This is a genomic window from Pseudomonas vlassakiae, assembly GCF_014269035.2.
GTDB classification, from domain to species: domain Bacteria; phylum Pseudomonadota; class Gammaproteobacteria; order Pseudomonadales; family Pseudomonadaceae; genus Aquipseudomonas; species Aquipseudomonas vlassakiae.
The window spans coordinates 52,173-66,969 of the sequence record NZ_JABWRP020000015.1 but is presented as its reverse complement, the minus strand read 5'-3'; the positions used below and the strand labels follow the sequence as shown (position 1 = coordinate 66,969).

At 62.1% G+C, this 14,797-nt stretch carries 12 protein-coding genes; 8 read left to right on the top strand and 4 right to left on the bottom strand.

All coding sequences use genetic code 11. The annotated features are described in order from the left end of the window. The first annotated feature begins 206 nt into the window (after nt 1-206). Both HU738_RS18955 and panB read left to right on the top strand, forming a co-directional pair. A complete protein-coding gene (locus tag HU738_RS18955; protein WP_186603086.1) occupies nt 207-2,060 on the top strand; it encodes an ABC transporter ATP-binding protein in 1,854 nt (617 codons plus the stop codon). Between the two features lie 215 nt (nt 2,061-2,275). Further along, on the top strand, nt 2,276-3,091 hold the full coding sequence (panB, locus tag HU738_RS18950; protein WP_186603085.1) for a 3-methyl-2-oxobutanoate hydroxymethyltransferase: 816 nt from the start codon (nt 2,276-2,278) through the stop codon (nt 3,089-3,091). Here panB and HU738_RS18945 read toward each other — a convergent pair. Continuing rightward, nucleotides 3,079-4,503: an aminotransferase-like domain-containing protein gene (locus tag HU738_RS18945; RefSeq protein ID WP_186603084.1), complete on the bottom strand. Its 1,425-nt coding sequence runs from the start codon at nt 4,501-4,503 to the stop codon at nt 3,079-3,081. The genes panB and HU738_RS18945 overlap by 13 nt on opposite strands. A gap of 606 nt (nt 4,504-5,109) precedes the next feature. Between HU738_RS18945 and HU738_RS18940 the strand changes: the two genes are divergently transcribed. Then, a complete protein-coding gene (locus HU738_RS18940; protein WP_186603083.1) occupies nt 5,110-6,336 on the top strand; it encodes an MFS transporter in 1,227 nt (408 codons plus the stop codon). Between the two features lie 371 nt (nt 6,337-6,707). On the opposite strand, the gene HU738_RS18935 is transcribed toward HU738_RS18940, so the two are convergent. Beyond that, nucleotides 6,708-7,718, bottom strand: coding sequence for a zinc-dependent alcohol dehydrogenase family protein (locus HU738_RS18935; protein WP_186603082.1), 1,011 nt, complete (start codon nt 7,716-7,718; stop codon nt 6,708-6,710). A 160-nt stretch (nt 7,719-7,878) separates the two neighbouring features. Between HU738_RS18935 and HU738_RS18930 the strand changes: the two genes are divergently transcribed. The 5 genes from HU738_RS18930 (at nt 7,879) to HU738_RS18910 (ending at nt 12,430) form a co-directional block, all read left to right on the top strand. Then, nucleotides 7,879-8,793, top strand: a complete 915-nt coding sequence (locus tag HU738_RS18930) for a LysR family transcriptional regulator (RefSeq protein ID WP_225923502.1) — start codon at nt 7,879-7,881, stop codon at nt 8,791-8,793. A 152-nt stretch (nt 8,794-8,945) separates the two neighbouring features. After that, entirely contained in the window at nt 8,946-10,445 is a 1,500-nt protein-coding gene (locus tag HU738_RS18925) for a sensor domain-containing diguanylate cyclase (protein WP_186603081.1), read from the top strand. 70 nt (nt 10,446-10,515) lie between these two features. Further along, the gene (locus HU738_RS18920; RefSeq protein WP_189660623.1) at nt 10,516-11,091 is read left to right on the top strand and encodes a sigma-70 family RNA polymerase sigma factor; all 576 of its coding nucleotides are present in this window, start codon (nt 10,516-10,518) and stop codon (nt 11,089-11,091) included. Then, a complete protein-coding gene (locus HU738_RS18915; RefSeq protein WP_186603080.1) occupies nt 11,088-11,795 on the top strand; it encodes an anti-sigma factor in 708 nt (235 codons plus the stop codon). The genes HU738_RS18920 and HU738_RS18915 overlap by 4 nt, the downstream gene beginning before the upstream one ends. Before the next feature lie 74 nt (nt 11,796-11,869). Then, nucleotides 11,870-12,430, top strand: coding sequence for a fasciclin domain-containing protein (locus HU738_RS18910; RefSeq protein ID WP_186603079.1), 561 nt, complete (start codon nt 11,870-11,872; stop codon nt 12,428-12,430). Between the two features lie 52 nt (nt 12,431-12,482). On the opposite strand, the gene chrA is transcribed toward HU738_RS18910, so the two are convergent. Further along, nucleotides 12,483-13,853, bottom strand: coding sequence for a chromate efflux transporter (gene chrA / locus HU738_RS18905; protein WP_186603078.1), 1,371 nt, complete (start codon nt 13,851-13,853; stop codon nt 12,483-12,485). Then, nucleotides 13,846-14,787, bottom strand: a complete 942-nt coding sequence (locus tag HU738_RS18900) for a chromate resistance protein ChrB domain-containing protein (protein ID WP_186603077.1) — start codon at nt 14,785-14,787, stop codon at nt 13,846-13,848. The genes chrA and HU738_RS18900 overlap by 8 nt, the downstream gene beginning before the upstream one ends. Between the last annotated feature and the right edge of the window lie 10 nt (nt 14,788-14,797).

The following is a 14,797-nucleotide window of genomic DNA, read 5'->3' as shown; positions in this document are numbered from 1 at the left end:
CGCAACTGCTTTCCATTGAATTTCAGTCATGCACCAAGGCGGGCAGCGGTAATTGCACAGGACAGATTGGCCTGAAACAGACTGTAGGAGCGGATTTATCCGCGATGCGCCGCGCGGGCGGCGCTCGATCTCACAGGCGCTGAAAATCTCCCGCCAGGCAAATGTGCTGTATGGTTGTCACAAACGAGTAACCCCCGGAGACCTTCATGTTCCGTGCCTTTGAACGCTGGCTCGACCCCTTCCCGCCCGACGAGGTGCCGCCGCCCCCGGTCGGCCTGCTGCGCTTCCTGTGGGCCTGCACCCGCGGCGCACGCGGCTATATCCTGGCGCTGGCACTGTTCAGTGCCGCGGTCTCGATCTACGAAGCCTGGCTGTTTTCCTTCCTCGGCCAGGTAGTGGACCTGCTCTCCGACTGGCAGGCCGGCGGTGATGTGAGCCCGGAAGAAAGCCGTGTGCTGTGGGGCGTCGGCCTGCTGCTGATCGCCAGTATCGTGCTGGTGGCCTTGCGCACACTGATGCAGCACCAGGTGCTGGCGATCAACCTGCCGCTGCGCCTGCGCTGGGACTTCCACCGGCTGATGCTGCGCCAGAGTCTGTCGTTCTTCTCCGACGAGTTTTCCGGGCGGGTCACCACCAAGGTGATGCAGACCGCGCTGGCAGTGCGTGAAGTGCTGTTCACCCTGATCGAGATCGTGCCGGGCATCGGTGTGTACTTCATCGCCATCATCGCCCTGGCCGGTGGTTTTGCCGCCAAGCTGATTCTGCCGTTCATTGCCTGGCTGTTGCTGTTCGGCCTGGCCATGCTGTACTTCGTGCCGCGCCTGGGCAAGGTCGGCCAGGAACAGGCCCATGCGCGTTCGTCGATGACCGGGCGAGTGTCCGACGCCTACACCAACATCACCACCGTGAAGCTGTTCTCCCACTCCAAGCGCGAGGCGCACTTCGCCCGGGCGGCGATGGAAGACTTCAAGCAGACCGGCTTTCGCCAGATGCGCCTGGTCAGCCAGTTCGAGATCGTCAACCAGGCGCTGGTGGTCGGGCTGATCTTCGGCGCGGGCGGCTACGCCCTGTGGCTGTGGCACCAGGGCCAGGTCGGTACCGGTGCGGTGGCCGCAATCACGGCCATGGCCCTGCGCGTCAACGGCATGTCGCACTGGATCATGTGGCAAATGACCTCACTGTTCGAGAACATCGGCACCGTGCAGGACGGCATGGCCACCCTCACCCGTGGGCCCAAGGTGCAGGACGTGCCGAATGCCGCCGTGCTGGAAACCCGTGGCGGCGCGGTGACCTTCGACAACGTGCGCTTCAACTACAACGGCGAACGCCAGGTGCTCGATGGCCTCAGCCTGAGCATCCGCGCTGGCGAAAAAGTCGGCCTGGTGGGCCGCTCCGGCGCGGGCAAGTCGACGCTGATCAACCTGCTGCTGCGCTTCTATGACGTGGACAGCGGCGAGATCCGCATCGACGGGCAGAACATCGCCCACGTCACCCAGGACAGCCTGCGCAGCGCCATCGGCATGGTCACCCAGGACACCTCGCTGCTGCACCGCTCGATCCGCGACAACATCGCCTACGGCCGCCCGGACGCCACCGAGGCGCAGATCCAGCGCGCCGCCGCCAACGCCCTGGCCGATGGCTTCATCCGCCAGCTCAGCGACCGCGACGGCCACAGCGGTTACGACACCCTGGTCGGTGAGCGCGGCATCAAGCTTTCCGGCGGCCAGCGGCAACGCATCGCCATTGCCCGGGTGATGCTCAAGAACGCCCCGATCCTGCTGCTGGACGAAGCCACCAGTGCGCTGGACTCGGAAGTCGAGGTCGCGATTCAGGAGAGCCTGGACGAGATGATGCAGGGCAAGACCGTGATCGCCATCGCCCACCGGCTGTCCACCATCGCCGCCATGGACCGGCTGATCGTCATGGATGAAGGGCGCATCATCGAGCAAGGTACGCACAGTGAGTTACTGGCGAAGAACGGTACTTATGCGCGGCTGTGGCAGCACCAGAGTGGTGGGTTCCTGGGTGAGGATCAGGGGGTGGCCGAGGCGCTGGAATAACCACTCACTGCCAGGGCAACTGGCTTGCGCAATTTCTGGATCCGGTCCACCCTGTGGGCGCCGGCAAGCGCGGCTCCCACAAGGGATTGCGCCAGCTTTAAGACCATTGCGCAGAGGCATCTGTGTCGGTTTTCAGGTGAGATCTGTACATTGAGTTCTCAATACGCGCCTCGATAATCAGGCCCTCTTAGACCACATGTCGAGGCCTGGTACCGATGAGCACGCATATCCGCAACAGACGACTGACGATCCCACAGCTGGTGGCCATGAAAGGCCGGCAGAAGATCGTTTCGCTGACGGCATACTCCAGCGCGATCGCCAAGGTGATCGACCCCTTGGTCGATTTCATCCTGGTCGGTGACTCCACCGCCATGGTCGGCTACGGCCGCCCCTCCACCCTGGGCATGCGCCTGGATGAAACCATCGCCCACACCCGCGCGGTGGTCGACAGCACACGGCTGGCCTGCGTGATTGCCGACATGCCCTTCGGCAGTTATCAGGAATCCCATGAGCAGGCGTTTCGCAATTGTGCGCAGGTGCTCTCAAGTACCGGCTGTGACGCCGTCAAGCTGGAAGCCAATCAGGCCCTGGCCAGTACTGTGGACTTTCTCGTCGCACGCGGCATACCGGTCATGGCCCACATCGGCCTGATGCCGCAGTTCGTCAATGTCATGGGCGGCTACAAGGCCCAGGGACTGTGCCCTGAAAGCAGCGAGGCATTGCGCGTGGATGCCCGGGCCAACCTGCAGGCCGGCGCTTTCGGCCTGTTGCTGGAGGGGGTCGCAGAGCCCGTGGCCAAGGCAATCACCGACGCCACCGACAAGCCCACCATCGGCATTGGGGCGTCGCCGGCTTGCGATGGCCAGGTTCTGGTCACCGAGGACCTGCTGGGGTTGGGTGGAGACCATGTGCCGCGCTTCGTCAAGCAATATGCCGACGTTGCCCAGGTGATCCGCGATGCGTGTACCCGCTTCGGTGACGAAGTGCGCGGCGGGACCTTCCCCGAGATGCGCCACTGCTATGGCGTCTGAGCTTTTTCCTGGATGGATTCGTCCTGGATCGCCTTGACCAGGCATAGCAGCGCCCGGGGAATGTCCTTGCTCCAGTCCAGCGTGTAGCACAGCCGCAGGTGACTGCGCCAAAGGCCACTCTGGCTGAAGATTTCCCCAGGCGCGATGACGATACGCTGCGTCAGCAAGCGCTCGAAGACCCGGCGCATTTCCACCGGCCGGGTCGACTCCAGCCAGAAGCTCGCACCACCTTGCGGCTCGATAATGCGCAGGCATCCCTGGCCGTGAGCTCCCAGAAGGTCTTTCATATGCTCCATGCGCTCGCGCAGCATGGCGCGCAGCGTTTGCACATGTTGCTCGACCCGACGTGAGGTGAACAGCTTGGCGATGGCCTTCTGGCGGATAGGCGACAGGCGAAAGGCACGCTCCAGGAACAAGTGTTGCAGCCGCTCGGTATGGCGCCGGCATAGCAGGTAACCATAGGGTGCTTCCGAACCGATCACCTTGTCGAAGGTGGAGAACACCAGCAGCCGGTCAGGTTCCGCGAAATCGCGATAGCGGGGTGCCCCGGCCTGGAAGCAGAACTCACCATAGCCATCGTTCTCGAATAGCCACACATCCTGCTCGGCCAACCAACGGCATATCTGCTGCTTGTCCGCCGCTGGCATCAGACCGCCCTGCGGCACGCTGGTCGCCGACGACAACACGGCCAGGCGCACCGGCTCGCTCCTCAGCACCTGCCGAAGTTGCGCCAGGTCGAAGCAGCCATCCTCGCCCAGCGGCACTTCGATGATGGTCATGCGTGCAGCCAGCAGCTGCCTGAGCACCGCCCAGCTACACGGAGACTCGACCAACGCGACCTTGCCTTCGAGGTCCAGCGCGCGTAACGAAAGTTCCAGGATGCTGCGCAGGTCAGAGCCGACGAACACATGTTCGGCCTGCCAGCAGCGATGCGCCGAACGGGTGTAGAGGTCTGCCAGCACGCTGCGCAACTCCATCTCGCCGAACGGTTGGTACAACGGCGCGTGTGACCGCGGGTACTGGCGCGCGAGTTCGCGCTCGATCATCAGCAACGGTTTTTCCAGCGACAGCAGCATGGCCGGGGCATCACTGCTCAGAGCCAGCATGCCGGGCTGACGGGCACAGGAGAACACGGTGTCGAGCAGGCTCGGTGAACGCTCGACAAGCAATGGCGTGCTGCTGGCCCGGGTGTAATAGCCGAGCTTGGGGCGTGCATAAACCCGCCCTTCATCTTCGAGCAGCGAATAGGCGTACTTGGTGCTGGAGACGGAAACATTCAAGCGCAGGGCCAGTTGGCGCAGCGACGGCAGACGCTGCTCGACATCAGACGGTGCTGCTTCGATCCAGTCGAGCAAATAGCGGTAGACCGCCTGGTAGGTGTAGCTGGATTTGTTGCTTTTCTTCGCATCCATACTCAAGCATCACTTGGCAAATGCTGCCTCAGGTTTACACGGGGATACCGCGCATCACCTGACAGGGGCGGAGCAGCCATCGCCATGCAAGCATTTGGCTGGGTATGGATGACCCAGAAAGTTGGATATGAGTGCCTGTCCCGTCTCGCTGATGCGCAGCGACACGCCGAGACTAGAGCCCTGCACTTTCGACCGCAACGGATAAAGGATGCAAGCGCCAATTTAGGAAAAGGACTACAGTTGAGCGGATTATTTCCACTTCCCTACTTTATGAAACGAAGTTTTGTACACCTCCTCATAGCGCCATAGCAGGTCGGAGGAGAGGCCGTTCTCGTAGCCAGCAATCCCTCCCCCATTCGCTTCTGACGTCTGGATATGCTTCAACTCGGCTTGCTTTCGCCACTGAGCACATCCACGGCCTTTACCACGATACATCTCGACCTTGAGCACAGCGTAAGCGCTCTACCCAGCGCGGCCCATCGATCACGTTGATGAATACTATCGAGCGGCTCGCCTGTCGACGTCCCGCTGCCGGCTTTTATAATCGCCTTCAATTTTCCCTCCCCCTTCGCCTGCAACAGGCGACCTCACCTTGGAATCAGGAACATGCCAAGCGTCAGTCAGGCCTCTCACGGCCGTCCCGAGCATGATCAACAGAGCGTCAGGCAACAGTGGCTGGCGATTCTCTCAGTCGCCGTCGGTGCCTTCGCCCTGGTCACCAGCGAGTTTCTGCCGGTGGGCGTGCTCAACGATGTAGCCAGCGACCTGGGCATCAGCGCCGGCCATGCCGGGCTGATGGTGACCCTGCCCGGCATCATGGCGGCCCTCGCCGCGCCGCTGCTGTCGGTGGGCATCGGCGCCCTCGACCGGCGCTACCTGCTGATCGGCCTGACGCTGATCATGATCATCGCCAACGCGGTGGTGGCCTACGCCAGCGACTTCAGCCTGCTGCTGTTCGGTCGCGTACTGCTGGGCATCAGCATCGGTGGCTTCTGGGCCACCGCCATTGCCCTCAGCGGCCGCCTCGCGCCCAAGGGAGTGAGCGTGGCCCGCGCCACCTCGATCATCATGGCCGGTGTAACCCTGGCCACCGTGCTGGGCGTGCCCGTGGGCACCTGGCTGAGTGGCCTGATGGGCTGGCGCATGACCTTCCTGGCCACCGCGCTGCTCGGCGTACCGGTACTGGTGGCGCAGCTGTTGCTGCTGCCGCGGCTCAACCCGGACAAGGCGATCCGTGTCAGTGACCTGCCGGCGCTGTTCATCAACCCGCAAGCCCGGGTCGGCTTGATCGCCGTGCTGCTGATCGGCCTGGCGCACTTTGCCGCGTACACCTATGTCGCGCCGTTCTTCAAGCAGAGTTCCGGCTTCGATGGCTCGACCATCGGTTCCCTGCTGCTGCTCTACGGCGCAGCCGGGGTGATCGGCAACCTGTTCGCCGGCTATGCCGCCAACCAGAGCGTGCGCCACACGCTGTTGCTGGTGGCGGTGATGATTGGCGTCAGCACCGCGCTGTTCCCCTACTTCGCCACCGGCCTCACCGGCGCGGCGATGCTGATCGCGCTCTGGGGCTTCGCCTTTGGTGCGTTCCCGGCCTGCGCCAGCATCTGGATGTTCGTCGTGGCCCCCAAGGACGTCGAGCGCGGCATGCCGCTGTTCGTGGCCATGTTCCAGGTGATCATCGCCCTGGGCTCGTTCTTCGGTGGGCGCATCGTCGACCAGCTGGGCAGCTCGGTGCTGCTGAGCCTGGCCACGGCACTGGTGGGCTGCGGGTTCGTCACGGTATGGGGGCTGGGGCGCAAGGTCAGCAACAGCCTGGCGGCGCAGGCTGGTTGAGGGGATGACCGTTCGCGATGGATCGCGGGACTCTAGCAGGCGTCGGGGACTTGATGCAGATTCATCTCCAGCCAATCGGCAAGCGCGGCGACATGGGTCGCCGCTTGCTCACCCAAAGGCGTCAGATCGTACTCGAGACCCTCAGGCATACCGGCTGGACGGTCACCCTCCCCGAGGCGTGGCCCGTGCGCTGAACCATTCCGAAGACTTCGTCATCTATCCCTTGCCGGTGGAGATGCCGGGGGTCGAATCCACGGTTCACTGGCATGCTGCCTACGATGCCGATGCCGGCAATCGGTGGTTCAGGACATTTCTATTCGAAACCTTGCGCAGGTAGGGTGAGGTTTACCTGCGCGGCGGGGTCCACTGGGTCAGGAGACGTTGATGACGACTTTGCCGAAGGCGCCCCTCGCCAGGTGTTCGAACGCGTGGTGCACCTCGTTGAACGAATAGACCCGATCGATCACCGGACGAATCGCGTGTTCGTTGAGGAATGCGTTCATGCGGTCGAACGATGAACGCGGCGCCACGGCGATGCCCCGTATCGTGGTCTGTCGAAAGATAAGCGGCATGAGGGCCAATGATGTGGATTGACCGGTCAGAAAACCAACCTGGGCGATTTTGCCGGCGGCCTTGGTTGCCAGAACAGACTGGTTCAGGCCCTCCCCACCTGCCACATCCAGAAGCAAGTCGACGCCTTTGCCAGCGGTGAGCTTCAGGACTTCCTCCTCCCAGCGCGGGTAGGTCCGATAGTTGATGCCAGCCACCGCGCCGAGCTTTTTCACCGCCTCCAGGTTCGCATCGCTGCTGGAGGTGACGATCACCTTGGCCCCCAGTGCAGTGGCCAACTGAACGGCAAAAATCGATACCCCGCCGGTGCCCTGCACCAGTACCGTCTGGCCGGGCTGGACCTGGCCATAGTCGACCAACGAATACCATGCGGTCAGTGCCGCAATCGGCAGCGTTGACGCTTCTTCGTCGGACAGGTTGTCTGGGGCACGCACAGCGCTTTGCTCATCAATGATCATGAATTCGGCCAGGCCACCTGGCAGCGGCATGCCGAAGCAGTAGGCCGGTTCGTCAGGCCCTGGCTCACCGTCGATCCAGCGCGAGTACAGATGCGAATTGACACGGTCGCCCACCTTGAACCTGCTGACGCCCTCCCCCACGGCAACCACTGTGCCCGACGCATCGCTGACCGGTATCAATGGCTTGGGTACCAGGTGAGGTTCGTAAAAGCCCTCGACGATGGCCTTGTCACGATAATTGAGCGAAACGGCGCCGATCTTGACCAGCAACTCGCCTGCCTTGGGGGTGGGTGTGTCGACTTCGCCGAGTGCCAGATTATCCAGCCCGAAATCGTTCAAAAGCCATGCTTTCATGTGCCTGTCTCCAGTTGGTGTGTGCCACTGGCGACATCTTCCCAACGAAGGGAGGCTCGATAAATGCCACGCCAGGCAAAGGATTGTTATTTTCAGAGGCAACAATCACACTTTGCACATCAGCCAAACCGGCAACAAACAATCGATTTGAGAAGACGCGATGGAACTGCTCCAGTCCATGCAAGTGTTCACCCGGCTAGCCGAACTCGGCAGTTTTACCCGCGCAGCGGACGCCATGCAGATTGGCCGTCCGCAAGTCACCCGGGCAATTCAGGAATTGGAAACCTCGCTGGGGGTGAGGCTGTTCCAACGCACCACCCGTACAGTCAGGCTCACCCCAGAAGGAGAAAAGTACTACGCGCGCGCTACGCAGATTCTTGCAGACGTGGCGGCTGCTTCGACGATGTTCTCGTCGCCAGGTTCGACCTTGCGCGGTCGATTGCGGGTTGATATCCCCACCGCGTTTTCGCAGCCTGCGCTGATAGAGCGATTGAAAGCTTTTTCCGATTTGCATCCTGCCATCGAGTTGGCGCTTGGGGTCACGGACAGGACCGTCGACCTGGTCGCAGAAGGCGTAGATTGCGTGCTGCGAATAGGGCCATTGCCCAGCTCCAGCCTGGTGGCCGCCCGTATCGGCATGGCTACCATGGTGACGTGCGCGGCGCCGCGCTACCTGCGCGAACATGGCGAGCCGAAAAGCCTGGAGGAGCTGAGCGCGCACCTCGGCGTGACCTTTATTTCCGGGCAGAACCAGCGCCCACTGGCGTGGCACTTCATGGATGCCGGTCAGGAGCATTCCTTCATCAGCCGTCAGGGCATCACGGTCAACGAATCCAATGCCTATGTTCAATGTGGCGTAGCGGGCTTCGGCTTGCTCCAAGCCCCTGGCATCGTGCTGGAGCGGTTTCTGGCGGACGGCACGCTGACGGAGGTGTTGCAAGCCTACCGTCCGCCGCCCAGACCCGTATCAGTGCTGTACCCCAGCCGATCGCACCTGGCGCCGCAGGTCGAGGCATTTGTTTGCTGGGTGCGTGAACAATTGCCCAGACTGTATGGGCAGTGGCTGGAGATTTAGCCAGCCCAACGAGATGCACCAACACGATGTATAACTGCTGCGGTTCGCTTCGACTCCACGGTATTCTTGCTGCATGCCAGGAATGGCTATGTGCCATGGCCTTCCGCCATTGAGCGCCAACGTCGAAATCCGGACTTCTCTCAGGTACTAACGTGAAGCGTGACATTCACCTCGTTGTCCTTTTGCTAACGGTCATTGGTTGCTCGCTCGCTTCGTTGACGCTATGGAAGGTCATGGCTTCTCGTGAACAGGCACTGGAAGACATCAACACCCATGGCCTGAACCTCACCCAGGCGCTTTCCACCTATTCCGAAGGCATCGTGCGGCAAAGTTCGATGATCCTGCTCGGCCTGGTGGAACGCCTGGAAACCGAAGGCAGCGGGCCGGCACAGATCGAACGGCTGAGCCAGCTGATCAACCGGCAACAATCGCTGATGCCACAGATGAGCGGTATCACCATCTACGGGCAGGACGGGCGCTGGCTGATGTCGTCCAATCGCCCGATCCCGGTCGGTGCCAACAGCAGTGACCGGGCCTACTTCATCCATCACCGCGACGACCCTTCGCGCGAGTCGTTCATCGGTCCGCCCATCCGCAGCCGCGCCAACCAGGAATGGGTCATTACCATCAGTCGTCGCTTCAATGATGCCAACGGCGATTTCGCCGGCGTGGTGGCAGTCACGCTGGGGATCGAGAACTTTCTGCACCTGTTCGGCCAGATCGACGTCGGCCGGGATGGCGCCATCGGGCTGACCTATACCGACGGCACATTGCTGGTGCGCTACCCGTTTCGCGAGCAGGACATGGGGCGCAACTTCTCCCAATCGCCGATCTACACCAAGTACCTGGTCGACAAAACGGTCGGTACCGCCTCGTTCACCTCCAGCCTGGACGGTGTCGAGCGCCTGTATGCGTTTCGCAGGAGCGATCAGCTGCCGCTGGTGACCACCGTCGCCCTGGGGCAGCATGAAGCCCTGGCAGCTTGGCGGATGGAGGCACAACTGTCGGTGCTGGTGGTGTGCGCGCTGCTGGGCCTGACCGGCACCATCGGCTGGCTGCTGATCCGCGCCATGCGCCGACGCAACCTGGCCGAGGATGACCTGCGGGTGGCCCAGCAGCAACTGCTCGACAGCAACCAGCAGCTTGAACGCCTGGCCATGCACGACCCCTTGACCGGACTGGCCAACCGCCGCAGTTTCGACCAGGCCCTGGCCCAGGAGGCAGGCAGGGCCCAGCGCAGCGCTGGCCCGCTGAGCCTGCTGATGATCGATATCGACCACTTCAAACGCTACAACGACACCTATGGCCACCCGGCGGGTGATGCCTGCCTGCAACAGGTGGCCAAACGGCTGGCGGCCTGCATGCGTCGCCCTCCCGATCTGCTGGCCCGTTATGGCGGCGAGGAACTCGCGGCGATCTTGCCCGGCACCGACAGCGCTGGCGCGGCCATTGTTGCCCAGGCAATGCTCGAATGCCTGAGCAATGAGCCTATCGCCCACCAGCAAAGCCCGTTTGCCCGGGTCACCGTAAGCATTGGCATCGCCTGCACCCAGGGTGGTGAACTGCACAGCTACCACGACCTGCTCGTGCGCGCCGACCAGGCGCTGTACCAGGCCAAAGGTGCAGGCCGCAATGGTGTGCACATCGGCTGAAACCAGCAGCCAGCCGCCGGCAATTGAAAATCCGGGCTAAGGTTGTTTAGCGCCTTCAGGAGACTGCACATTGGCCATCAGCGCTGACATCACAAGTCATCATGCCGACCCGCCGCAAGCTGCGGCGCAGAACGTGCTGCTGTTGGCCTGCGGCACGGGCAACCGTCTGGCATTCGAGGCGCTGTACCGCGCCACCTCGGCCAAGTTGTTCGGTATCTGCCTGTATTACCTGAACAACCGCGCCGAGGCAGAAGAGGCCCTTCAGGAAATCTACACCAGCGTCTGGCTAAAAGCCTCCAGCTTCGATCCGGCGCTAGCCAGTGCTGGCACCTGGCTGGCTTCGATTGCTCGACACAAAGCAATCGACAGACGCCGTTCCCGGCACATCCACGAACCCCTCGAAACCCTCGCGCAGTGGCCCATGCAGGATTCTGTGGTGGACAGCGTCGAGCGAGATCACCAAGGCAGTGCGCTGGAACGCTGCCTCGCAACACTGGAAGAGGACCAGCAGCGCTACATTCGCGTGGCATTTTTCGAAGGTTGTTCCTACGCTGAACTGGCTGAGCGGCACAGCGTTCCCCTCGGGACAGTGAAAAGCTGGATTCGCCGTGGGCTCCTCAGACTGCGTGCATGCCTTGGCCTATGAGCGAACACGAACTTCCCCCGGACGATGATCGCGATCTGTTGATCGCCGAGTACGTACTGGGCGTGCTTGACCGCGACGCCTGCAAAGAGGTGGAAGCGCTGGTCGCGCGTGACCCAGCCATGCAAGCCGCAGTGGCAGCGTGGCAGCGCCAGTTCGAGGGCTGGCTGGGTCAGGTGCCTGAGGCGAGCCCGCCTGACCGCACCTGGCAGCGGATCGAGGCGCAACTGTTCCGCAATGAGCCTTCACGGCAGCAGGCCCGTCGCAGCGGCTGGCACTCTGTCGGCTTTTGGCGCTGGACTACTGCGGCGCTGGCTGCCGGTTTGATCGTTGCCGTCTTCAACCTCGGCATGCCCGGGCACAGGGTAGCGACAACCCTGCTCGCCCGCCTTGAGCAAAGTGACGGCGATGTCCTGTTTACCGCAACGGTTCAACCTGGCGAACGCGCCGTGCTGTTTGTGCCGACGCGTGCCTCGTACTGGAAGGGCCGCAGCGCCCAAGCCTGGTTGATCGGCAAGGATGGCAAACCGCATTCGCTGGGCCTGCTTCCTTCGAATGCGGCCGCAGACCTGGCCATCCCAGCGGAATTTGCCGCATCACTGGGCGATGGCGCCGTGCTAGCCGTATCGCTAGAGCCTGAAAGCGGCTCACCTACCGGCCTGCCCACCGGCCCCGTAATCGCTCAAGGAAAAATATCTTCGCTGTAATGCATCCGTTTGCCCGGCTGCTCCGTATATTTTTCACCTTCATTCGAAGGGTCGAAGAATCGAGGAGACGCATCATGTTCAGCTCTGCTCAACGCCTCGCAACAACCTGCCTGGTCGCCCTGTGCCTTGTGGCATCCCATGGTTTTTCCGCAAACCTGCCACTGGTGGGCGGCGCACCGATGTACCCGGACAAGACCATCGTCGAAAACGCGGTCAATTCCAAGGATCACACGACATTGGTGGCAGCCGTCAAAGCCGCCGGCCTGGTGGACACCCTCAACGGCAAAGGCCCGTTCACCGTCTTCGCGCCCACCAACGAAGCATTTGCCAAGCTCCCGGCAGGTACGGTGGACACCTTGGTGAAACCTGAACACAAGGCCGACCTCACGAAGATCCTGACGTATCACGTCGTAGCCGGTACTCACACGGCCAAGCAACTGATGGACGAGGCCAAGATGCAGGGGGGCAAAACCACCCTGACTACCGTCCAGGGTGAACCGCTCACCGTGATGCTGCACGGCAGTAAACTCTGGTTGGGGGACGCCAAAGGCGGCAAGGCAGCGGTTACTATCGTCGATGTAAAGCAGTCCAACGGCGTAATCCACGTCATTGATACGGTGCTGATGCCCAAGTAGGTAGGCCGACTTGCGACGACCTGGGCTGGGCCGCCGCAAGTTTCCTCAGCCTTCATGAGCGCAACAGGTGCACCGCCAGGCCTGCCAGTGCGCAGGCGAACAGCACCTGGATCACACCGCGCCTGAACCTGAACAAAGCAATCGCAGCGCTGAGCGCAATCACTGCGGACGGCCAGTCGAACGCCCCATTGAAGCCCGTTGGCCAAAGCACGTGGTAGCCGAAGAACAGGGCGAGGTTGAGGATCACCCCCACTACAGCCGCCGTGATGCCTGTCAGCGGTGCGGTGAACTTCATCTCGTTGTGGGTCGATTCCACTACCGGGCCTCCGGCAAGGATGAAGATGAACGACGGCAGGAAGGTGAACCAGGTGACGAGGCTCGCCGCGACTGCACCGGCAAGGAACGGGTGCTGCGCACCGAACATCGGATGCACGTACCCACCGATGAATCCGACGAAGGCAACCACCATGATCAGTGGCCCTGGCGTCGTTTCGCCCAAAGCGAGGCCATCGATCATCTGGGTGGGGGTCAACCAGCCGTAATGCCCAACCGCTCCCTGATAAACATAGGGCAGCACCGCGTAGGCGCCGCCAAAGGTCAGCAGTGCGGCCTTGGTGAAGAACCAGCCCATCTGCGTCAGGGTGCCGTCCCAGCCAAACGACAGCGTCAGCAACCCCATGGGCAGCACCCACAGCCCTGCGCCGACCAGCAGCAGGCGTACCAGGTGAGCCCATCTGAAACGTGCATGCTTTGGCGTTGGGGTGTCGTCATCGATCAGCGCCGGACCATAACTGTCTTTTGCCGCACCATGACCGCCACCGATCACGAATTTGCCTGGGGCGAAGCGACCACCCACATAGCCGATGATGCCGGCCACCAGCACGATCAGCGGGAACGGCACGTTGAGCGCGAAGATCGCCACGAACGAGGCGCCGGCCATGGCCCACAGCCAGCCATTCTTCAGGGCTCGTGAACCAATCCGGTGGGCGGCATGGACGACAATCGCGGTGACCGCGGGCTTGATGCCATAGAAGATCCCTGCGACGACCGGCACCTCGCCAAAGGCAACGTAGACCCAGGACAGGCCGATCAGGATGAACAGCGAAGGCAGCACGAACAATGCGCCGGCAATCACCCCGCCCCAGCTACGGTGCATGAGCCAACCGATATAGGTGGCGAGCTGCTGGGCCTCGGGGCCGGGCAACAACATGCAGTAGTTCAGCGCGTGCAGAAAACGCTTCTCGCTGATCCAGCGCCTGCGTTCGACCAGCTCCTGGTGCATGATCGAGATCTGCCCGGCAGGCCCGCCAAAGCTGATGAAGCCTAACTTGAGCCAGAACAGGAAGGCTTCATACAGGCCGATCGGCTGCCGGGTCGCTTGCGATGGCGGCTGCTCGCTTACTGCTGAGGGGGTGTCAACCATGTTGCGATTCCTCACTTGCAAAAGCCGCCAGCAGGCCATCGAAGATGCCCCCGGCGACCACGGTCAGTTGATCGTCATCGTCAATGCTCGCTCTCAAGCCTGCGAGGACACGCTCGATACCGGCTGCCTCGGCAGGTTGATTGCCGCCTGCATCCAGGTAGTGAATGATGCCGGCCAGGCGTGCCAGGCCTGGCTGCTGCACGGCAAAGCTCTCGATGAGGGTTTCGAAGGAAACCCGCTGGCCCACGTGGCTGAACCTGGCCCCATCAAAATCGAAGCCCAGTGCATCGCTTGGGCAGTCGCCGGGATGGTTCAACCAGATGAATTGGGCGTCAGCGTCGATGAAGCGACGGATCAGCCAGGCACAGGCCAACCGATCCACCCAGGGGCGTTTTCGGGTTGCCCATCGTCGTCCCTGGTAGTCGGTGCGGCTGAGTCGAGTGATGGCTTCGTCGTGCGCACGCGGCTCATCGGCGGACAGCGCCCGGCTGATAGCGGTCTCAAGGTCTTGCAGGGCCGCGTCGGCATGAGCCTTGAGCAGGCCCGGGAAGAAATCGATTGCTGCCAACTGGCCAAAGGCCTTTCTGAGCTTGCGTGCCTGCCGTGCAACGTGAAGCGCATTATCCGGCGTGAGCTCAGCCCGGCTGCCGGCAACGTCTTCCATCAGCCTGGTGTACTCATCGCTCCTGTCGAACAGCCCGCTGAAGCGTTCCTCAGGTTCAGATAGCGAGAACAGAAACGCTGTGCCGTTGCTGGCCAGTACATCACGCTCCACGGCTTCGAAGGTATCTCGGCCCACGTGAGTTTCTGGCAGCAGGTATACGCCATCACGCAGCACTGCTGCGCCAGAGGCTTTAAGGGTTCTCCAGGCACGCATTCGCTCGGTGGCGTTGGCCGTCGGCAACCCAAGGATCAATAGCGACCACTGGAGCATGTAGAGTATT